The organism is Pseudomonas sp. 3MAES_34.3B (genome assembly GCF_058145875.1).
The window spans coordinates 2,415,249-2,433,737 of record NZ_CM176960.1; the positions used below are offsets into that span (position 1 = coordinate 2,415,249).

Here is an 18,489-nt window from a genome sequence, read left to right on the forward strand (position 1 = left end):
GCCCGGTGCGGGCCGGTTACACCACGCCCTGGCTGCGCAGGTACTCGTCGTAGGTGCCGCTGAAGTCCACTACGCCTTCAGGCGTGAGCTCGATGATGCGCGTGGCCAGCGAGGACACGAATTCGCGGTCATGGCTCACGAACAGCAAGGTGCCTGGGTAGTTTTCCAGCGCCAGGTTCAGCGCTTCGATGGATTCCATGTCCAGGTGGTTGGTGGGTTCGTCCATTACCAGCACGTTGGGCTTTTGCAGGATCAGCTTGCCGAACAGCATGCGGCCCTGTTCACCCCCGGAGATCACCTTCACCGACTTGTTGATCTCGTCGCTGGAGAACAGCATACGCCCGAGCGTGCCACGAACCAGCTGCTCGCCGCCTTGCGTCCACTGGCCCATCCACTCGAACAAGGTCGCGTCCTGCTCGAAGTCCGAGGCGTGGTCCTGGGCGTAGTAGCCCGGTTCGGCACTGTCGGTCCACTTCACGCTGCCCTTGTCTGCCTGCAGCTCACCCATCAGCAAGCGCAGCAGGGTGGTCTTGCCCGCGCCGTTGGGGCCGATGATCGCCACGCGCTCGCCGGCTTCGACCTGCAGGCTCAGGCGCTCGAACAGCCGCTTGCCGTCGAAGCCCTTGGTCAGGTTGTCCAGGGTGACGGCCTGGCGGTGCAACTTCTTGTTCTGCTCGAAGCGGATGAACGGGCTTACACGGCTGGAAGGCTTGACCTCGGCCAACTGGATCTTGTCGATCTGCTTGGCGCGCGAGGTAGCCTGCTTGGCCTTGGAGGCGTTGGCCGAGAAGCGGCTGACGAAGGTCTGCAGCTCGGCGATCTGGGCTTTCTTCTTGGCGTTGTCCGCCAACAGTTGCTCGCGCGACTGGGTGGCGGCGGTCATGTACTCATCATAGTTGCCCGGGAACAGGCGCAATTCGCCGTAGTCCAGGTCCGCCATGTGGGTGCAGACGCTGTTGAGGAAGTGACGGTCGTGGGAAATGATCACCATGGTGCTGTTACGCGCCGTGAGGATGGTTTCCAGCCAGCGGATGGTGTTGATGTCCAGGTGGTTGGTCGGTTCGTCGAGCAACAACACGTCCGGGTCCGAGAATAGGGACTGGGCCAGCAATACCCGTAGCTTCCAACCCGGGGCAACTTCGCTCATGGGGCCGAAATGCTGCTCCAGTGGAATGCCCAGGCCCAATAACAGTTCACCGGCGCGGGATTCAGCCGTGTAGCCGTCCATTTCCGCGAATTCGGTTTCCAGCTCGGCGACCGCCATGCCGTCGTCTTCGGTCATTTCAGGCAACGAATAGATGCGATCACGCTCGGCCTTGACCTTGTACAGCTGCTCATGGCCCATGATCACGGTGTCGATCACGGTGCAGGCCTCGTAGGCGAACTGGTCCTGACGCAGCTTGCCGAGCCGCACGTTGGGCTCCAGCATCACTTGGCCGCCGCTGGGCTCCAAGTCGCCGCCAAGGATTTTCATGAAAGTGGACTTGCCACAACCGTTCGCCCCGATGAGGCCGTAGCGGTTGCCGTTGTTGAATTTGACCGAGACGTTCTCGAACAGCGGCTTGGGGCCGAACTGCATCGTGATGTTGGCGGTGGAGATCAAGAGCCTTACCTATCAGTAACTTGCGATGTTGATTCTGCGCTTGGTACCAATCTGGTACCAATCAGGAGTTTTTCCAGCTCCGGCCAGTCCGTGGGCTTGATTCAACGTGCATAAGTCCAAGGGAGCATCTGCACGTTATGCCCGAGCTGTGGGGCGGTGAATGCGGGGGTTGAGACCAGACATTGCGCATATTGTGGCATAGGTATGCCGGCAGTCATACCGGTGCGGCGCGTGTTGGGGGCTAGTGGACGTCGGCCGTTACTGGTTGGGCCGGGCCTTACGTACTAACCTCACCTCACTATGCTGCGGAGCATCGGCCATGAGAACAAAAATAATTTATTTCCATAACGAATACCGCATCGAGACAAACCCCGAGTACCGGCAGGCGACGTTGCTGGAGCGGGTTTATGACCGGTATAGCGATGCCTACATTCCAGAGCCTGGCAAAGGCATCTCGATTCAGCAGGGAAGCAGGGTGTCGGGGTTCAGCGTGGAGAGCGTGCAGGTGCGGCTGGAGGCGGATTTCGACGTATTCCTCGTCCACCTTCGGGACCATTAGCCTGTTCGGGTTACTTGAGTCTATCGCACGGGGGCAGGTGCAAGCCTCGCCACGCTGGCCCGGCATACACGCCGGGCCAACAGGCAAGGTTGAGAGGAGTGTGGGCCAGGCGGTTTACAGCACTACGCTAGGCAACCAGAGCGAGATTGCTGGAATGTAGGTGACCGCCATCAGCACCAGGAACAGCGCCACATAGAAGGGCAGCAACGCCTTCACCGTGGCTTCGATGGTGACTTTGCCTACTGCCGCCCCCACGAAGAGCACCGCACCAACGGGTGGTGTGATCAAGCCGATCCCCAGGTTCACCAGCATGATCATGCCGAAGTGCACCGGGTCCACGCCGATGCCCACGATCACTGGCAGCAGGATCGGGGTAAGGATAAGGATCAGCGGCGCCATGTCCATCACCGTGCCCAGTAACAGCAGCATCACGTTGATGCACATCAGGATCACGTAGCGGTTATCGGACAGCGTCAGGAACGCGGTGGTGATCTTGGTGGGAATTTCCATCAGCGTCAGGATGTAACCGAAGCTGGCGGCAAAGCCGATCAGGATCATCACGATGGAAACGGTTCGCACGGCCCGGTGCATCAATTTGGGCAGGTCGCGCCACTTGTAGTCCCGGTAGATGAACATGGTGACGAAGAACGCCCACAGCACCGCGATCGCCGCGGACTCGGTGGCAGTGAACACGCCGGACAGGATCCCGCCCAGGATAATCACCATCGCCATCATGCCCCACAGGGCTTCAGCGGCAATTTTCAAGGCCTTGCGTAGCGGAATGACCTCGCCCTTGGGGTAGTTGCGTTTGCGGGCGAAGATCATGCACAGCACCATCATCACCGCACTGAGCAACAAGCCCGGGCCGATCCCTGCCATGAACAACGCGGCGATGGACACCGTGCCGCCGGCAGCGAGCGAGTAAAGCACCGAGTTGTGGCTGGGCGGGGTGAGCAGCGCTTGTACCGAGCCGCTGACGGTCACTGCGGTAGAAAAGTCCCGTGGGTAGCCGTTGCGTTCCATTTCCGGGATCAGTACCGAACCCACCGATGCAGTGTCTGCCACCGAGGAGCCGGAAATCGCACCGAAGAAGGTGGACGCCACTATGTTCACCAGCGACAAGCCACCGCGCACGAAGCCCACCAGCACACCGGCGAACGCCACCAGCCGGCGAGACATACCGCCTTCGGCCATGATGGCGCCGGCCAGCACGAAGAATGGGATTGCCAGCAGAGAGAACTTGTTCACGCCGCCAGCGACTTGAATCATTAATGCATCAAACGGGATCTCGATCCACCAAGCCCCTACCAAAGCCGCCAGGCCCAGGGCATAGGCAACCGGCATGCCCACCACGATTAGAAAGATAAAACTGCCCAGCAAGATAAACGCGTCCATTCAGGCAGCCTCTTCGCTTTCTTCGATCAGGTCGAAACGCACGGCCCGGCGGTGGCTTTGGTCACCAAGGAATAGCCGTTCCAGCACGAAAACCAGGGTGAGTACGCCGCCGATGGGGATCGGCAGGTAGGAAATGCCCACCCGCAGCCCGGGCATTTCCCCCAGAAATTGGTTCCAGGTGTTGAGGCACAGCTTCATGCCTTTCACTGCCATGAACACGCAGACCAGGGCCATCAGCAGCTGCACAAGTACCGCCGCCCCATGGCGCAGGGCAGGGGGCATGCGCTCGGTGGCCATGTTTACGGCCATGTGTGCACCGGCACGGTAGCTCGCGGCGGCGCCGAAGAACGTGAACACCACCATCAGTAAAATGGCAGTGGGCTCTGGCCAGCTCGATCCCGAGCCAAGCACATAGCGAGCGAAAATGCCCCACGGGATGATCAGTGCCATGGTGAGCATGGACAGCCCCGCGATGCCGATGCACAAGCGGTACAGCCCATCATTGATGTGTAAAACTGTGTTTTTCATACGCACACCCTCGGCCAGCGGGCGTGAAGCCCGCTGGCTCGGCATTAAATGGCCGCAGCCTTACTGAACAGCTTCGATGCGAGAAATGAGGTCCGCGTAGGGTGCGCCGTACTTGGCACGCACACTGGCGGTGGCGTCGTAGAAGGCTTTCTTCTGCTCTGGCGTCAGCGTGATGAACTCCACGCCGGCAGCCTTGAGCTTGGCTTCACTGTCCGCCGATTTCTTGTCCCACAACACGCGCTCTTCGGCCTGAGCCTCTTTGGCCAACTTCTTGACCAGCGCCTGCTGTTCGGGGCTGAGCTTGTTCCAGGTGACCTTGGAGATCACTACCGGCTCGGGCAAAATCAGGTGCTGGGTAAGGGTGTAGAACTTGGCGTTCTGGTAGTGGTTGTGTTCGAGCATGGTGGGCGGATTGTTTTCAGCCCCGTCTATCACGCCGGTTTGCAGCGCGCTGAAGATTTCGCCGGTGGCCATGGCGATGCCGTTACCGCCCATGGCATTGATGGTGTCGATAAACACCGGGTTGCCCTGAACGCGGATCTTCATGCCCTTGAGGTCGGCAATGTCACGCACGGGCTTCTTGGTATAGAGGTTGCGCGTACCGCCATCCATCCACGCCAGGGCCACCAGGTTGAATTCGGAGTTGGTGATCTTGTCGAGAATTTCCTGGCCGATGTCGCCGTCGATCACCTTGCGCATATGTGCATGGTCGCGGAACACGAAGGGAAGGTTGAATACGTTCACATCAGGGACCACCGGGCCGACGATGCCCAGGCTTACCCGAGTCATCTGGATGGCGTTGGCTTGCACCTGTTCAACCACTTCCTTCTCGGAGCCTAATACGCCGCCCGCGAACATCTTGAAGCTGATCTCGCCCTTGCTTTGCTCCTCGAGCTTCTTGCCCATCTCCTGTTCTGCGACAACCGGCGGGTACCCGGCTGGGTGCACTTCAGCGAACTTGATCTTGACCTCTGCCATGGCCGCGGTGGACATGCAGAAAACAAGAGGGAGTGCCGCCGTGAGCAGCTTGCGTTTGAAGTCCATGGATGTCTCCGATCGTTATTGTTTTTGTCAGCAGGGCGTGCAGCGACTTTACGACTCAGTTATCCGTTGTCGTACGTCTCGAAGATTATCGACATGCGTCAAAACATTTGTCAACGCGACTTAAGTCGGTCGAAAGCCGGAAGAGGGCTGCTAAGAGGGTATTCGTAGGCGGACATGTCCGCCACGAAACATTTAGTAAAGATTAGACCTGGGATGGAGGAGCGGCCGCCTGTCAGGAGACAATCAGCGTTGCTGACGTCGCTGAATAGCAGCAACTGCGGAGCGGATAAGGTCTGTGAGTTCGCCGATCTGCCAAGGCTTTTGCAAGAAACGTATATTGCCTTCACTTTCACCGGCCGAGCCGGTGGTGAGAATAACGGGCACATCCGGCCACTTTCTGCACACCTGTTTGGCGAATTCCCAACCATCCAGCGTGCCCGGCATGATGTAGTCCGTCACCACCATGGACACCTCATCGGGATGGGCCCGCATATAGGTGATAGCCTCGTCCGCACTTTCGAAGCTGACCACGGCCAGCCCGAGTTGCTCTACCACCTCTTCGGCAATCCAGCGCAGTAGCTCGTCGTCTTCTGCAATCAGTACCTTCATTCGGGCAGGCTCTGCAGCTAATGGCACTTGCGTCACAGCTTCAAATTCCCTCATGGCTATAAGCATCCCCTGGCCCGACAGCCTTGGCACGTGTGCTCGGCCAATCCGGCACGCAAGCCTATGACCGCAAAAACCCTAAGGGTTCCACGCGCTTACGCAATTGTGTGTATCCATAATGTAAACATCGCGGCCCTATCCCTCGCTCAGGACGAGAGGTCGGCGCCCTGCGCGGGCTGCACCGCAACCGCTACAAAATGGCCCGCCTGCACCTCTTCGGCATACCGCTTGAGCCGCGCTTCGCCACGCTCGAACACTGTGATCATGCGCAGCAGCGCCTGAGCATCCGGCTGGTTGTGGCTATGCTCGAGCCGTTGCGCGATGCCCTTCAATTCTACCGCAGACCATTTCAAATCCGAGGCGATGTTTTCAAGTTCACGCTTGAGGTCCTGTTCGGTCTTGCCAAGGCTCATTTGCTGCGACGCCTCCATTGCGATTCTGGCCGGCCTTGATCATTTGCCAAGGCCTCCAAGGCATCATCCGCAAGGCTGAAGAAGCTGGCAAGTTCCGGCGACAATCGGAAGCGCAGCGGCGGGTTCAACCTTACGATGCTTTACGGGACTTGCGAGGAGTACGCGACTTCGACGCTTTGGCCGGCGCGGGTTTTTCCTCGGTGGCTTTCCCCGCCGCTTTCGGCGCCGTTTTGCCGCCCAGGCTACGCTTGAGCAACTCGGTAAGGTCGATCACGTCCGCCCCTTGCTTGCCGGTGTCCTGGGCGGTTTCCACTTCTTCGATCTTGCCCTCGTGGGCCTTGCGGTCCACCAGTTCCATGATTTTGGCCTCGAACTGATCGGTATAGTCGTCCGGGCTCCAGTCTCCGCTCATGTCTTCCACCAGCCGCTTGGCCATTTCCAGCTCGCCTTTCTTGAGTTCTGCCTTCTTTGCTTCGGCGCTCAATTCCAAGGTATCCAGGCTGCGCACTTCCGCCGGCCAACGAAGTTTTACCAATACCAAGGCATCGTCCAAAGGCATCAATGCGGACAAGTACTGGCGTGTGTGCAAAACCACCAGCGCGAGGGCCACCTTGTTGGTCTGCCGCAGGGTTTCCCGCAACAAGGCATACACCTTCTCACCGCGCTTGTCAGGGGCGAGGTAATAAGGCGTGTCAATATTTGGCAGGGGGATCTGTGAACTGTCCACAAACGAGAAAATTTCTATGGTCTGTGTCGACACCGGGTGCGCGGCGCGGATTTCGTCCTCACTGAGCACAACGTATCGGCCTTTCTCATATTGCACGCCCTTTACAATGTTCTCGCGGTCCATTTCCTCACCGCTGACCTTGTTGATGCGCTTATAGCCCACCGGGTCCATGCTGCGCTTATCAAGCCAGTCGAAGTCCACCCCTTTTGAGGCGGTAGCCGAAACCAGCGCAACGGGGATATGAACCAGGCCGAAACTCACGGCGCCTTTCCAGATAGCACGGGGCATGGGAAAAACCTGCTATTAAGCGGGGGAGATCCTTAAAGGACCGACGCGTATACGGCTAAGTTCAGTGCACACATCGGTGCACAACCGTGCAGTTTGCAGTTCAATGCGATACCTTTTCGGGCATTTCGCATGGTGGCTTTTTAGCTATTTCTCAAGACATCAACGTAACATATTGATAATGAACGCCAGACGGACGGCAGTACACGCGGCACAAAAGCTGCTCTTCCTTTAAAAGTTCTGAAACGCCGGATCATGATGAACCGGTCACCTGACGATGTGGCTTCAATCCGAAGCCTGCAGGCGAACGTTCGGGACGCTAACTGTGACGAGGGAGAGGCGCGATGCTGTCCACACTTGAACTACGCAATATCATTGAAAGCAGCTTTCTTCCCCAGCGGTGCCAATGCACCCAGGGGCCGGATCAGTCGCTCACCGTCAAGGTTTTCGAAAAGGGCTCTGACCGCCCGGATTTCATGGTCACCGGTATCAACACCCGCGAGCTGAACAGCAGCCGCGCGATCTCCAACCTGATCGCCGGCCTTCGACGTGATCTGTCCACGCGGCAGGGGATGAATCAGGTGGAGCAGCGCCGCCGAGCCAGCGCCAGCCTCTGATCCCGCAAGATTGGTCAAGAAGCCCGCACCGCCCCAGGCCGTGCGGGTTTTTTAATCCCGGTAGAACACCTGCACCAGGTGATAGCCGAAGCGGCTTTTGACCGGGCCGTGGATTACCTTGAGCGCTTTGCGAAAGATGATCTGGTCAATCGCGCCCACCATCTGACCGGGGCGGACCTCCCCGAGGTCACCGCCGCGTTTTCCGGAGGGGCAGGTGGAATGCTTGCGCGCCAGTACATCGAATGGCTCGCCCTTGGCCAGGCGTTGGCGCAGGGTTTCTGCCTCTTGGGCGGTGCGAACGAGAATGTGACGGGCCTGAGCTTTCATGGAAGGTGCTGAAATAACAGAATCGGGCGCGCATGGTACTGCCTGAACGCCAGCGCGCCCACCCCGCTAGTCGCCGATCATCTGGCGCACCTTGCTGGCAAGCATTTCCAGAGTGAACGGTTTGCTCACGATGTCCATGCCTTCCTCCAGGTACGTGTCGCGGTCTGCCGCCTTGTCGATATAACCGGTCATGAACAGTACCTTGAGCCCCGGGCGGCGCTTGCGGGCGATTTCGGCCAGCTGCCGGCCATTGATACCCGGCAGGCCTACGTCGGTCACCAAGAGGTCGATACGCAACGCAGAGTCGAGCAGGGGTACGGCGACTTCCGCATCGGCGGCCGGGTGGCCGCGGTAGCCCAGTTCATCCAGTACGTTAAGAATGAGCATGCGCACAGCGGGATCGTCCTCGACCACCAGCACGCTTTCACCCTCCTGTGCCAAGGGCGGGATGCATTCAGCCTCGAGCGTTGCCTGGGCGGCGTGTGGCTCCAGATAACGCGGCAAATACAGGCACACCTCAGTCCCCTGGCCCAGCTCGCTCACAAGGCTTACATGCCCGCCGCTTTGTTGGGCAAAGCCATAAATCATAGACAAACCCAGGCCGGTGCCTTGCCCTGTGGGTTTTGTAGTGAAAAACGGATCGAACGCCTTGGCCCGGGTGGAGGCTGACATCCCGCTGCCGGTGTCTTTCACGCACAAGGTCACATAATGCCCGGGCCGGACGGGCTCCATGGGCGGGTTTTCACGCGGGTCGGCAATCAGCTGGTTGCCGCTGGCGATAATCAGGCGCCCACCCTCGGGCATGGCATCGCGGGCATTGATTACCAGGTTGAGCAGCGCGCTTTCGAGCTGATTGGGGTCGGTATGCACCGGCCACGCCTCCGTTGCCAGCTCCAGGCGCAGTTCGATCTGTTCGCCGGTAGTGCGGGCCAGCAGGTCTTCCAGCGAAAGTACCAAGGCGTTGAGGTCGATGCGCTGGCGGTCCAGCGACTGCCGGCGGGAAAAAGCGAGCAGGCGGTGGGTGAGGGCGGCTGCCCGCTGCGCCGAGGACAACGCGGCGTCGGCGAACCGGCCGATTTCTGCACTGCGGCCTTTGGCGATGTAGCGATTCATCAAGTCCAGGCTCCCCATGATGCCGGTGAGCATGTTGTTGAAGTCGTGAGCGATGCCGCCGGTCAATTGCCCCACGGCTTCCATCTTCTGTGCATGGCGCAGTAGCTCCTCGGCGCGTTCACGTTCCTGCGCTTCGGCCAGAAGTCGGCGATTGGCATCGATCAGTGCCCGCGTGCGTTCGGCCACGCGTTGCTCGAGCGTTTCGTTGAGTTCGCGCAGCGCCTGTTCGGCCAGCTTGCGTTCGGTGATGTCGATGGACGCGCCAATGAAGCGGGCCGGGCGCCCGTGATCGTCACGGAAACACCGCCCGCGCGCGAACACCCAGCGCCAGCCACCATCGGCCTGAAGCAGGCGGTACTCCTCGGCGAACTCTCCGCTGCCGTGCATGCAGGCCTTTATCCGCCTCGCCACGAACACGCGGTCTTCGGGATGGACCGCCGCGAGATAATCGCCGATCGGGCGTTGGCCTTCCTGAACAGGCTCGACATTGTGCATATAGGCAAAATGCGCATCGGCGATAAACCGATCCTCGCGGATATACCAGTCCCAGGTACCCACCGCGTGGGTCGCATCCAGGGCCAGCCTCAGCCGCTCTTCAGAGGCTTGATGAGCCCGCCGTTGTTCGGCAAGGCGAGCGGCGAGCAAACCGTCACTGGCCCCGGTGGAGGCCTCGGCGAGCATGGTGAGCCAGATTCCGATCACCAGGCCGTTATCATCCCGCACCGGTGCAAGGTGGGCGCTGAAATGGGCCGATACGGATGCGTTGGGTGCGAGCTTGAGCCCCGAAACCACCGAGCGATCGCCCCCACCGGCTGCCTGCAGCGCCGCAGCAAGGGGGTAGTCGGGCTCCGGTAGCAGATCACGCAGGGCTTGGCCGGGGCGCAGGGCGGTCAGCCCCAGCGCCGAGACCAGGCCGGGGTTGGCGATCAATTGATGGTGTACGCCCCAAAGGACAGCGGTGGGCACTGGCAGATTCAGTGCGATGTCTACCGCCATGTGCAGCGCCGGTGGGCATTGCGACAGTTGCTCCAGGCGCGCTGCGCTGTGAGGTACCAGCGTGGTCGCCGGTTTGGTAACTGTCATCGGCTTACCTTTGCTTGCCATTCGATTTGCACCACAAGGCCTTTCCCAGCCAAGCTATGCGCCTTGGCGCTCATTGATTCCAACGTATTATTGGCGGACTGCATTCATGGATCTCCCGGCCCTGCTCAAACTGCTTGCCACCCAGGACGGTTCCGACCTGTACCTTTCCACCGGCGCGCCACCGTGCGCCAAGTTCAACGGGGTGCTGCGGCCCGTCGCTGCCGAAGCGCTGAAGCCCGGGGAAGTGGCCCAGATCGCGGCAAGCATCATGGATGCCGAGCAGCGAACGGACTTCGAGCGAGAGCTGGAAATGAACCTGGCGCTGTCGTTGCCCGGCGTGGGCCGCTTCAGGGTGAACATTTTCAAACAACGCAACGAGGTTTCCCTCGTAGCGCGCAACATCAAACTCGACATCCCACTGTTCGACGACCTCAAGCTGCCCCCCGTACTGCTGGATGTGATCCTGCGCAAGCATGGCCTGGTACTGTTCATTGGCGCGACGGGGTCGGGTAAATCCACGTCCCTCGCGGCCCTGATCGACCACCGCAACCGTACCAGCAGTGGCCACATCATTACTATCGAAGATCCCGTGGAGTATATCCACCGTCACAAGAAGTGCATCGTGAACCAGCGCGAGGTGGGCGTAGACACGCGCAGTTTCCGCGCTGCCTTGAAAAACACGCTGCGCCAGGCGCCCGATGTGATCCTGATCGGGGAAATCCGTGACCGCGAAACCATGGAGCACGCGCTGGCCTTCGCCGACACTGGCCACCTGGCGATATCCACCCTTCACGCCAACAACGCCAACCAGGCACTGGACCGGATCATCAACTTTTTCCCCGAAGAACGGCGGCCGCAATTGCTCCAGGACCTGGGCAACAACCTCCAGGCCTTCGTGTCGCAGCGGCTGGTGAAAACCGTGGATGGAAAGCGGCGTGCCGCCGTGGAGGTCATGCTGGGCACGCCGACCATTCGAGACCTGATCCACCGCAGCGAATTCGGCGAATTGAAGGGGATCATGGAAAAATCAGTCAACCTGGGCATGCGTACCTTTGACATGGCGCTGTTCGATCTGGTCGTTGAAGGGGCCATCAGCGAAGAAGAAGCCCTGAAGAACGCCGACTCGGCCAACAACTTGCGCCTGCGCCTCAAATTGCAGCGCGACAATCCGGCTGAGCGCAGTACCGCGCCGGCAGCCCCTATGGGTGCGGCGCGGCCGGGCAAACCGGATTGGGGCCTGGTAAGTGACGAGGACGGCCATCGCTGAGCGCGCGCGTCATACCATTCGCAGGCGCTGCTTGCGCGTGGGCGGCGGGAACGCAGCATCCAGCTCCGCGAGGTCCTGAGGGGTCAGGTGCAACCCGGCGGCCCGGGCGTTGAGGCGCACATGCACGGGGTCCACCGCTTTAGGGATCGCCAGTACATTGCCGCTGCGAATCACCCAGGCCAGGCACACTTCGGGCGGCGTTACCTTGTGCCGCACGGCAATCTGCTGCAGGGTCGGGTGTTCGAGAAAGCGCCCGCCCTGGGCGAGCGGGCAGTACGCCATGATCGGCGTACCGTGCTCGTTCGCCCAAGGCAACAGGTCGTATTCGATCCCGCGGGCTTCCGGGTTGTACAGCACCTGTTGCGTCGCACAGCTATCCAGCGGCGTGTCCTGGAGGTCCGGCAGGTCGAAGTTGGATAATCCCCACGCGCCGATCTTGCCAGCCTCACGCAGTTGCTCGAAGCCTTCGATGGTTTCCTCCAGCGGGTACTCGCCTGGCCAGTGCAGCAGGTAAAGGTCCAGCCGCTCCACGCCCAGGCGCTGCAGGCTACGTTCACAAGCGCCGATCACGCCATGACGGCTGGCGTTGTGCGGGTACACCTTGCTCACCAGGTATAGCGGCTCGGTATTGCCACGAAGGGCTTCGCCTACCACGCGCTCGGCTTCCCCCTCGCCGTACATTTCCGCGGTATCAATGACTTTCAAGCCCAGCTCAAGGCCCAGGCGCAAGGCTGCAATTTCTTCCTGCCGGCGGCTTGGGTCCTCGCCCATGCGCCAGGTGCCCTGGCCGATCGGAGGGAGGGCCTGGCCGGCCAGTGTTACAGCTCGCATAGTGATCTCCTTGCAGGGTCATGAGAGGCGGGGATCTGCCGGAACGGCCAGCGTGGCCAGCAGCACATCCCTCAATGCCTGGGCAGCGCTGGACAGTTGATGGTCCGCCAGCCGCATCAATCCGATTCGTCTTTCAATCCGAGGTTCCTCCAACGGCAGGCAATGGGCGCCCGACCCTTCCATCTGTTGGCGGCACAGCGCCGGCACGGCACTCACTCCCAGGCCCGAGGCTACCATCCTGCCTACGGTGCTCAGTTGATGGCTCTCCAATGCCACCGCCAGGCCACCGTGGCGCTCGCGCAGGTCGGCCTCGAGCAATAACCGCACCGCAGACGGCCGTTGAAGGGTAATGAAATCCGCTTCCAGCAGTTCGGCCCACGTCACACTGCTTAGCCGAGCCAAGGGGGAATCCCGGGGCACCACGGCGATGAAGCGGTCCGTGAACAGCGGCTGAAATACCAGAGACGGCAGCGACTCAGGCTCGAAACCGATACCCAGCTCCACGCGACGCTGGCGGACCATTTCCACCACTTGCTCGTTGACCACGTCATGGACGGCTACATTGACGTTAGGGTGCAGGTCCTTGAACCGACGCAGGGCCGTGGGTAGCAGGTTTCCGGCAAAGGAGGGCATGGCCGCGATGGAGACTTTTCCTCGCTGCAAGGTGAAGTGCTGGCGCATCAACTCTTCGGTGTTGTCCCAGTCGGCAAGCAGCCGCCGTGCCAGCGGTAGCAAGGTTTCACCCTCGGGCGTGAGGCGTACGCTGCGCGTGCTGCGAACGAGCAGGGGCCCGCCAAGCTTTTCTTCCAGCGCTTTGATAGTCAGGCTCAGGGCCGGTTGAGACAGGTGCAGCCGCTCGCTGGCCTGGGCGAAGCTGAGGGTTTGCGAGACGGTTACAAACGCACGGAGCTGCCGGGGATTCATTAAAATTCCATATCAATGGATCAGTAAATCAAACTTATCAAATCAGCCGGCGGGGCGGAAGATAGCTCGGCGCCAGCCTCTCGGCGAACAATAACTATAGGAAGGCAACCTCCATGGCCGGACTCGATAAACGGGTGTACAGCTACGAAGAGGCCCTCGCAGGGCTCACCGATAACATGACCGTACTGTCAGGCGGCTTTGGCCTGTGTGGCATTCCGGAAAACCTCATTGCCCAGATCAAGCGCATGGGCGTGCGCGGCCTCACGGTAGTGTCCAACAACTGCGGCGTCGATGGCTTTGGCCTGGGCGTGCTGCTTGAAGACCGCCAGATTCGCAAGATGATCGCGTCCTACGTGGGCGAGAACGCGCTGTTCGAGCGCCAATTGCTCGATGGCGAACTGGAAGTGGAGCTTACCCCTCAAGGCACCTTGGCTGAAAAGATGCGCGCTGGCGGGGCGGGCATCCCTGCGTTCTATACCGCAACCGGCTACGGCACCCCGGTGGCCGAAGGCAAGGAAGTGCGCGAATTCAATGGGCGGCCTTACATCCTCGAGCAAGCCATCACGGGCGATTTCGCCATCGTGAAGGGTTGGAAGGCGGACCATTTCGGCAACGTGGTTTACCGCCATACCGCTCAGAACTTCAACCCTCTTGCGGCCACCGCTGGCCGCATCACGGTGGTGGAAGTAGAAGAGATCGTGGAGCCTGGCATGTTGGAACCCAGCCAGATTCACACGCCGGGCATTTTCGTGGACCGAGTGATACAGGGCCAATTCGAAAAACGTATCGAAAAACGCACCCTGAAGGCGTGATCGCACCCTATACGAGGCTCTGGAACATGGCACTTACCCGTGAACAAATGGCGCAACGCGTCGCTCGCGAACTGCAGGATGGTTTTTATGTAAACCTGGGGATTGGCATCCCCACGTTGGTCGCCAACTACGTGCCCGAGGGCATGGACGTAATGCTGCAATCGGAAAACGGCCTGCTGGGGATGGGGGAGTTCCCCACGGAACAAACCGTGGACGCCGACATGATCAATGCCGGTAAACAAACCGTGACCGCGCGCACGGGTGCATCGATTTTCGATTCCGCCACATCTTTCGCGATGATTCGCGGCGGCCACGTGGACCTCACCGTCCTGGGTGCCTTCGAAGTGGACGTGGAGGGGAATATCGCGTCCTGGATGATCCCCGGCAAGCTGGTGAAGGGCATGGGTGGGGCCATGGATCTGGTGGCCGGGGCGGACAACATCATCGTGACCATGACCCATGCCTCGAAAGATGGCGAATCCAAGCTGCTGCCGCGTTGCAGCCTTCCACTGACCGGCGCGGGTTGTATCCGCAAGGTGCTTACCGACCTGGCGTGGCTTGAGATCGAAGACGGAGCGTTCGTTCTGCGCGAGCGCGCCCCGGGCGTGAGCGTGGAAGAGATCGTCGCCAAAACCGCTGGCAAACTGATTGTGCCCGCTGAAGTCCCTGAAATGGTGTTCTGAAGCGCTATCCTGTTGTCGTGAGCGCGTCGTTATCCAAGGGCTCCACGCCGCCCTTTGGTAGCGGCGCGTTCACGGTTTTACCTATAACGACAATAAAAGGTCCTGCCCATGCCTGCTTCGCTGGAAGACAGCCGTTTTGCCCGGTTCGCCCTTCGGTGCTCGCACTTCGCCGAGCGCTGGTTTCCCGATTCCTATGTGTTTGCCGCGTTGGCAGTGGTGGTGGTGGCCCTCGCTGCGCTGGCCATCGGAGGTACGCCAACAGCGACTGCCGCTGCGTTCGGTGACGGCTTCTGGAGCCTGATCCCCTTCACCATGCAAATGGCCTTCGTGGTGATCGGTGGCTACGTGGTTGCCAGTTCTCCCCCGGCCGCGCGGCTGATCGAGCGCCTGGCGCGCCTGCCTCGCAATGGCCGCTCGGCGGTGGCCTGGGTGGCGCTGATCTCCATGGTGGCCTCGTTGCTGAACTGGGGGCTGTCGCTGGTGTTCGGCGGCCTGCTGGTGCGTGCGCTGGCGCGCCGTGAGGACCTGCGCATGGATTACCGTGCCGCCGGGGCCGCTGCCTATCTGGGGCTGGGCGCGGTGTGGGCATTGGGGTTGTCATCGTCGGCGGCCCAGCTTCAGGCCAACCCGGCCAGCCTGCCACCGTCGATCCTGGCGATCACCGGGGTCATTCCCTTCACCCAGACGATTTTCATGTGGCAATCCGGGGTGATGTTGCTGGCGCTGGTCGTGGTGTCTCTGGTGGTGGCCTATGCTACGGCGCCTGGCCCGGCCACGGCAAAGGATGCCCGTGCGTGCGGTGTCGAGCCGGTATTCAGCCTGCCCAAGCTACCGAAGCGCGAGCGCCCGGGTGAATGGCTCGAATACAGCCCTGTACTCACGTTGATCCTCGTAGTGCTGGCCGGGGGATGGCTGGCGAAGGAGTTCGCCAGCAAGCCGGCGATCACGGCTATCTCCGGGCTGAACACCTACAACTTCCTGTTCATCATGCTGGGCGCGCTGTTGCACTGGCGGCCACGCAGCTTCCTTGATGCCGTGGCCAGGGCAGTACCGACCACCACGGGGGTGCTGATTCAGTTCCCGCTGTATGGCTCCATTGCCGCGATCATGACCACGGTAAAAGGCAGTGATGCGCAGACAGTCGCTCACCACATCTCGACGTTCTTCGTGCAGATCGCAACCCATGACACGTACGCATTGTTGATGGGGGTGTACTCGGCGGTGCTGGGCTTCTTCATCCCGTCCGGGGGCGGAAAGTGGATCATTGAGGCACCTTACGTGATGCAGGTTGCCAATGACTTGCAGTACCACCTGGGCTGGGCGGTGCAGATCTACAACGCCGCCGAGGCGCTGCCCAACCTGATCAACCCCTTCTATATGCTGCCGCTGCTTGGCGTGTTGGGGCTCAAGGCGCGGGAGCTGATCGGCTTTTCCTTCGTGCAACTGCTGGTGCATGCGCCGCTGGTGCTGCTACTGCTGTGGCTGCTTGGCGGAACCCTGGCCTATGCGCCACCCGTCATGCCCTGAAATGACACTGCCCTCGCAATGCGAGGGCAGTGGGGCAGGCCTGGGCCTATGTCACATAATCAGCAACGGTTTCAGCTAGCCACCATCGGTGTCGATGTCGGCATCCTTGGGCTTGTACAGTTTCTCTTCATCCTGCTCCGGCTCGAAATCCGGGCTGAAGGTGTTCCCTTCCGGCGTTGAGGGGTCATCGCTTTCAGGTTGGCCTGGAGTGCGCTCGTCAGGGTCGCGGGTGGTCATCATTACCTCCGCTTACTTATCGGTGCCAGTGCCTTCGGAGCCAGTACCGCCCATTCCCGTCTTGCCATTGGTGGGCTTGGTATCACTGCCCTGGGGCGTGGTTACATCAGTATTACTGCCTGGCTTGGGTGACGTCGCGGTGGAGCCGTCGGTGTTGCGGTTCGGCAGGCTGCCCGTGCCGGTACCGGTAGCGCCGCCTTTATTGGCGGGCAAAGTCCCCGGGGTGGTGGGGTCGGTAGTGCCAGTGCTGGAATCGGCCAGGGCGATAGCACTGCCAGCGCCCAGAGCGGCGGCCAGGAAAAGTGTGGTAAGGCGTTTGCTGATCATGTTCGTCTCCAGTATGAAAGACACATGACTTAAGGCGATCAACGGAGCGCAAGGTGCCAGCGAAGCGACGAATGGTCGGTGGCCGGGCGCGTAGAGGAGGGAAAAATCAGTTCGCAAGCTACGCCCTGTTGCCTGTGAGAGCCGTAGGCGTAGCTCGCGAATGGGGGTCAGACCACCATCGACAGCAGCATGATCAGGATGATGCCCACCACCGAAAGGATGGTTTCCATCATGCTCCAGGTCTTGAAGGTTTCTTCCACGGTCATGTTGAAGTACTGCTTCACCAGCCAGAAGCCGGCATCGTTCACGTGTGACAGGATCACCGAACCCGCGCCAGTGGCCAGTACCAGCAATTCGCGGTTCACGTCCGGGATCAGGGTCACCACAGGTGCAACAATGCCCGCGCCGGTGATGGTCGCAACGGTCGCCGAACCGGTAGCCACGCGGATCACCGCCGCCACCAGCCAAGCCAGCAGCAGCGGGTTGATCTGTGCATGCACCGCCATCTGGCCGATCACGTTACCTACACCGGTATCCACCAGCATCTGCTTGAAGCCACCGCCGGCGCCCACGATGAGGATGATCGCGGCAGTGGGCGCCAGGCTTTGGTCAAGCAGCTTCATTACCTGCTGGCGAGAGAAGCCACGGGCAAAGCCAAAGGTGTAGAAGGCCAGCAGCAGCGCGGCGAGGAGGGCGGTGATCGGGTGGCCGATCAGGTCCATCCATACCCGCACCACATGGTCTGCGGGCAGCACCACGTCGGCGAAGGTCTTGAGCAGCATCAGAAATACCGGCAGCAGCACGGTGACCAGGGTCACGGTAAAGCTGGGCAGGTCCCGGGCGGAGGATTCCTTGGCGATCTGGTCCATCAACTCTTGCGAGGGGTTGCCTGGCACGTAGCGGGAGATGAAGGAGCCGAACAGCGGGCCGGCGATCATGGCGGTGGGCAAACCTACCAGCAGCCCGTAGAAAATGGTCTTGCCGATGTCAGCGCCAAACACGCCAATGGCCAGCAGTGGGCCCGGGTGCGGCGGCACCAGGCCATGCACTACCGACAGGCCCGCCAGCAGCGGAATACCCACCTTGACCAGCGACACGCCTGAACGGCGGGCGACGATGAACACCAGGGGAATCAACAGCACGAAGCCGATTTCGAAGAACAGCGGAATCCCGACCAGAAACGCCGAGAACATCATGGCCCAGTGCACGTAACGCACGCCGAACCAACGGATCAGGGTTTGCGCGATCTGGTCAGCGCCGCCCGAATCCGCCATCAGCTTACCCAGCATGGTGCCGAGCGCGAGCACGATACCGACGAAGCCAAGCACACCACCAAAGCCGTCCTGGAATGACTTCATCACCTTCGCAACCGGCATGCCGGAGGTAAGCCCAAGGAAGCCGGCGGCCAGGGTAAGCGCCACGAAGGGGTGAACCTTCAGTTTGGTGATCAGCAAAATCAGGCCGACGATGGTAACCAGCGCGTCGATCATCAAAAAGGTATCAAGGGGCAAACCAAACATG

20 protein-coding genes and 1 pseudogene are annotated in these 18,489 nt (G+C 60.7%); 6 read left to right on the plus strand and 15 right to left on the minus strand.

Annotated features, from left to right (window positions below):
• Positions 1-16 precede the first annotated feature (16 nt).
• Together AC3Z8Y_RS10790 and AC3Z8Y_RS10795 are read right to left on the minus strand one after the other, a co-directional pair.
• Positions 17-1,603, minus strand: a complete 1,587-nt coding sequence (locus tag AC3Z8Y_RS10790; protein WP_490089677.1) for an ABC-F family ATPase — start codon at positions 1,601-1,603, stop codon at positions 17-19.
• Between the two features lie 5 nt (positions 1,604-1,608).
• Positions 1,609-1,822: pseudogene (locus tag AC3Z8Y_RS10795) on the minus strand (hypothetical protein); the annotation flags it as partial.
• A 100-nt stretch (positions 1,823-1,922) separates the two neighbouring features.
• Here AC3Z8Y_RS10795 and AC3Z8Y_RS10800 point away from each other — a divergent pair.
• Positions 1,923-2,162, plus strand: a complete 240-nt coding sequence (locus AC3Z8Y_RS10800; RefSeq protein ID WP_181111932.1) for a hypothetical protein — start codon at positions 1,923-1,925, stop codon at positions 2,160-2,162.
• A gap of 114 nt (positions 2,163-2,276) precedes the next feature.
• On the opposite strand, the gene AC3Z8Y_RS10805 is transcribed toward AC3Z8Y_RS10800, so the two are convergent.
• The 6 genes from AC3Z8Y_RS10805 to ku form a co-directional block, all read right to left on the minus strand.
• Positions 2,277-3,557, minus strand: a complete 1,281-nt coding sequence (locus AC3Z8Y_RS10805) for a TRAP transporter large permease (RefSeq protein WP_490089678.1) — start codon at positions 3,555-3,557, stop codon at positions 2,277-2,279.
• The gene (locus AC3Z8Y_RS10810) at positions 3,558-4,085 is read right to left on the minus strand and encodes a TRAP transporter small permease (RefSeq protein WP_490089679.1); all 528 of its coding nucleotides are present in this window, start codon (positions 4,083-4,085) and stop codon (positions 3,558-3,560) included.
• Positions 4,086-4,145: 60 nt separating this feature from the next.
• Positions 4,146-5,129, minus strand: a complete 984-nt coding sequence (locus AC3Z8Y_RS10815; protein WP_181111935.1) for a TRAP transporter substrate-binding protein — start codon at positions 5,127-5,129, stop codon at positions 4,146-4,148.
• Positions 5,130-5,372: 243 nt separating this feature from the next.
• Entirely contained in the window at positions 5,373-5,738 is a 366-nt protein-coding gene (locus AC3Z8Y_RS10820; protein ID WP_490089680.1) for a response regulator, read from the minus strand.
• 203 nt (positions 5,739-5,941) lie between these two features.
• Positions 5,942-6,208 carry a hypothetical protein gene (locus AC3Z8Y_RS10825; protein WP_490089681.1) on the minus strand — a complete coding sequence of 89 codons (267 nt, stop codon included), beginning with the start codon at positions 6,206-6,208 and terminating at the stop codon, positions 5,942-5,944.
• A 130-nt stretch (positions 6,209-6,338) separates the two neighbouring features.
• Entirely contained in the window at positions 6,339-7,223 is an 885-nt protein-coding gene (ku, locus tag AC3Z8Y_RS10830) for a non-homologous end joining protein Ku (protein ID WP_490089682.1), read from the minus strand.
• A 341-nt stretch (positions 7,224-7,564) separates the two neighbouring features.
• On the opposite strand from ku, the gene AC3Z8Y_RS10835 reads away from it, so the two are divergent.
• Positions 7,565-7,837 (plus strand): DUF1652 domain-containing protein, encoded by a 273-nt coding sequence (locus AC3Z8Y_RS10835; protein WP_181111939.1) that lies wholly within the window; start codon positions 7,565-7,567, stop codon positions 7,835-7,837.
• Between the two features lie 51 nt (positions 7,838-7,888).
• Here the strand turns inward: AC3Z8Y_RS10835 and AC3Z8Y_RS10840 are convergent, their stop codons facing one another.
• Together AC3Z8Y_RS10840 and AC3Z8Y_RS10845 are read right to left on the minus strand one after the other, a co-directional pair.
• Complete coding sequence (locus AC3Z8Y_RS10840) at positions 7,889-8,164, minus strand: peptidylprolyl isomerase (RefSeq protein WP_225773972.1); 276 nt, start codon at positions 8,162-8,164, stop codon at positions 7,889-7,891.
• Between the two features lie 66 nt (positions 8,165-8,230).
• Positions 8,231-9,958: a PAS domain-containing hybrid sensor histidine kinase/response regulator gene (locus tag AC3Z8Y_RS10845; RefSeq protein ID WP_490089977.1), complete on the minus strand. Its 1,728-nt coding sequence runs from the start codon at positions 9,956-9,958 to the stop codon at positions 8,231-8,233.
• A gap of 508 nt (positions 9,959-10,466) precedes the next feature.
• Between AC3Z8Y_RS10845 and AC3Z8Y_RS10850 the strand changes: the two genes are divergently transcribed.
• Positions 10,467-11,627, plus strand: a complete 1,161-nt coding sequence (locus tag AC3Z8Y_RS10850) for a PilT/PilU family type 4a pilus ATPase (protein WP_490089683.1) — start codon at positions 10,467-10,469, stop codon at positions 11,625-11,627.
• 9 nt (positions 11,628-11,636) lie between these two features.
• Here AC3Z8Y_RS10850 and AC3Z8Y_RS10855 read toward each other — a convergent pair whose 3' ends face one another.
• On the minus strand, positions 11,637-12,458 hold the full coding sequence (locus tag AC3Z8Y_RS10855; RefSeq protein WP_490089684.1) for an aldo/keto reductase: 822 nt from the start codon (positions 12,456-12,458) through the stop codon (positions 11,637-11,639).
• An 18-nt stretch (positions 12,459-12,476) separates the two neighbouring features.
• Entirely contained in the window at positions 12,477-13,382 is a 906-nt protein-coding gene (locus AC3Z8Y_RS10860; RefSeq protein ID WP_490089685.1) for a LysR family transcriptional regulator, read from the minus strand.
• Positions 13,383-13,495: 113 nt separating this feature from the next.
• Between AC3Z8Y_RS10860 and AC3Z8Y_RS10865 the strand changes: the two genes are divergently transcribed.
• The 3 genes from AC3Z8Y_RS10865 to AC3Z8Y_RS10875 all read left to right on the plus strand — a co-directional run bounded on the left by AC3Z8Y_RS10865 (position 13,496) and on the right by AC3Z8Y_RS10875 (position 16,404).
• Positions 13,496-14,194, plus strand: a complete 699-nt coding sequence (locus tag AC3Z8Y_RS10865; RefSeq protein ID WP_490089686.1) for a CoA transferase subunit A — start codon at positions 13,496-13,498, stop codon at positions 14,192-14,194.
• A 26-nt stretch (positions 14,195-14,220) separates the two neighbouring features.
• Positions 14,221-14,877, plus strand: coding sequence for a CoA transferase subunit B (locus AC3Z8Y_RS10870; RefSeq protein WP_490089687.1), 657 nt, complete (start codon positions 14,221-14,223; stop codon positions 14,875-14,877).
• A 108-nt stretch (positions 14,878-14,985) separates the two neighbouring features.
• Positions 14,986-16,404, plus strand: coding sequence for a short-chain fatty acid transporter (locus AC3Z8Y_RS10875; RefSeq protein WP_490089688.1), 1,419 nt, complete (start codon positions 14,986-14,988; stop codon positions 16,402-16,404).
• 75 nt (positions 16,405-16,479) lie between these two features.
• Here the strand turns inward: AC3Z8Y_RS10875 and AC3Z8Y_RS10880 are convergent, their stop codons facing one another.
• From AC3Z8Y_RS10880 to AC3Z8Y_RS10890, 3 genes are all read right to left on the minus strand, one after another.
• Positions 16,480-16,641: a hypothetical protein gene (locus AC3Z8Y_RS10880; RefSeq protein ID WP_490089689.1), complete on the minus strand. Its 162-nt coding sequence runs from the start codon at positions 16,639-16,641 to the stop codon at positions 16,480-16,482.
• A 12-nt stretch (positions 16,642-16,653) separates the two neighbouring features.
• Positions 16,654-16,968, minus strand: coding sequence for a hypothetical protein (locus tag AC3Z8Y_RS10885; RefSeq protein ID WP_490089690.1), 315 nt, complete (start codon positions 16,966-16,968; stop codon positions 16,654-16,656).
• Between the two features lie 167 nt (positions 16,969-17,135).
• Positions 17,136-18,488 (minus strand): GntP family permease, encoded by a 1,353-nt coding sequence (locus AC3Z8Y_RS10890; protein WP_490089691.1) that lies wholly within the window; start codon positions 18,486-18,488, stop codon positions 17,136-17,138.
• Position 18,489 lies beyond the last annotated feature (1 nt).

Bases quoted from the DNA above. Each gene is read 5' to 3' on its own strand.
- AC3Z8Y_RS10825 (WP_490089681.1), bottom strand. From the start codon at position 6,208: ATGAGCCTTGGCAAGACCGAACAGGACCTCAAGCGTGAACTTGAAAAC.
- AC3Z8Y_RS10835 (WP_181111939.1), top strand. From the start codon at position 7,565: ATGCTGTCCACACTTGAACTACGCAATATCATTGAAAGCAGCTTTCTT.
- AC3Z8Y_RS10870 (WP_490089687.1), top strand. From the start codon at position 14,221: ATGGCACTTACCCGTGAACAAATGGCGCAACGCGTCGCTCGCGAACTG.
- AC3Z8Y_RS10890 (WP_490089691.1), bottom strand. From the start codon at position 18,488: ATGTTTGGTTTGCCCCTTGATACCTTTTTGATGATCGACGCGCTGGTT.
- ku (WP_490089682.1), bottom strand. From the start codon at position 7,223: ATGCCCCGTGCTATCTGGAAAGGCGCCGTGAGTTTCGGCCTGGTTCAT.
- AC3Z8Y_RS10820 (WP_490089680.1), bottom strand. From the start codon at position 5,738: ATGAAGGTACTGATTGCAGAAGACGACGAGCTACTGCGCTGGATTGCC.
- AC3Z8Y_RS10885 (WP_490089690.1), bottom strand. From the start codon at position 16,968: ATGATCAGCAAACGCCTTACCACACTTTTCCTGGCCGCCGCTCTGGGC.
- AC3Z8Y_RS10880 (WP_490089689.1), bottom strand. From the start codon at position 16,641: ATGACCACCCGCGACCCTGACGAGCGCACTCCAGGCCAACCTGAAAGC.
- AC3Z8Y_RS10850 (WP_490089683.1), top strand. From the start codon at position 10,467: ATGGATCTCCCGGCCCTGCTCAAACTGCTTGCCACCCAGGACGGTTCC.
- AC3Z8Y_RS10845 (WP_490089977.1), bottom strand. From the start codon at position 9,958: ATGCTCGCCGAGGCCTCCACCGGGGCCAGTGACGGTTTGCTCGCCGCT.
- AC3Z8Y_RS10840 (WP_225773972.1), bottom strand. From the start codon at position 8,164: ATGAAAGCTCAGGCCCGTCACATTCTCGTTCGCACCGCCCAAGAGGCA.
- AC3Z8Y_RS10865 (WP_490089686.1), top strand. From the start codon at position 13,496: ATGGCCGGACTCGATAAACGGGTGTACAGCTACGAAGAGGCCCTCGCA.
- AC3Z8Y_RS10860 (WP_490089685.1), bottom strand. From the start codon at position 13,382: ATGAATCCCCGGCAGCTCCGTGCGTTTGTAACCGTCTCGCAAACCCTC.
- AC3Z8Y_RS10800 (WP_181111932.1), top strand. From the start codon at position 1,923: ATGAGAACAAAAATAATTTATTTCCATAACGAATACCGCATCGAGACA.
- AC3Z8Y_RS10875 (WP_490089688.1), top strand. From the start codon at position 14,986: ATGCCTGCTTCGCTGGAAGACAGCCGTTTTGCCCGGTTCGCCCTTCGG.
- AC3Z8Y_RS10815 (WP_181111935.1), bottom strand. From the start codon at position 5,129: ATGGACTTCAAACGCAAGCTGCTCACGGCGGCACTCCCTCTTGTTTTC.
- AC3Z8Y_RS10855 (WP_490089684.1), bottom strand. From the start codon at position 12,458: ATGCGAGCTGTAACACTGGCCGGCCAGGCCCTCCCTCCGATCGGCCAG.
- AC3Z8Y_RS10805 (WP_490089678.1), bottom strand. From the start codon at position 3,557: ATGGACGCGTTTATCTTGCTGGGCAGTTTTATCTTTCTAATCGTGGTG.
- AC3Z8Y_RS10810 (WP_490089679.1), bottom strand. From the start codon at position 4,085: ATGAAAAACACAGTTTTACACATCAATGATGGGCTGTACCGCTTGTGC.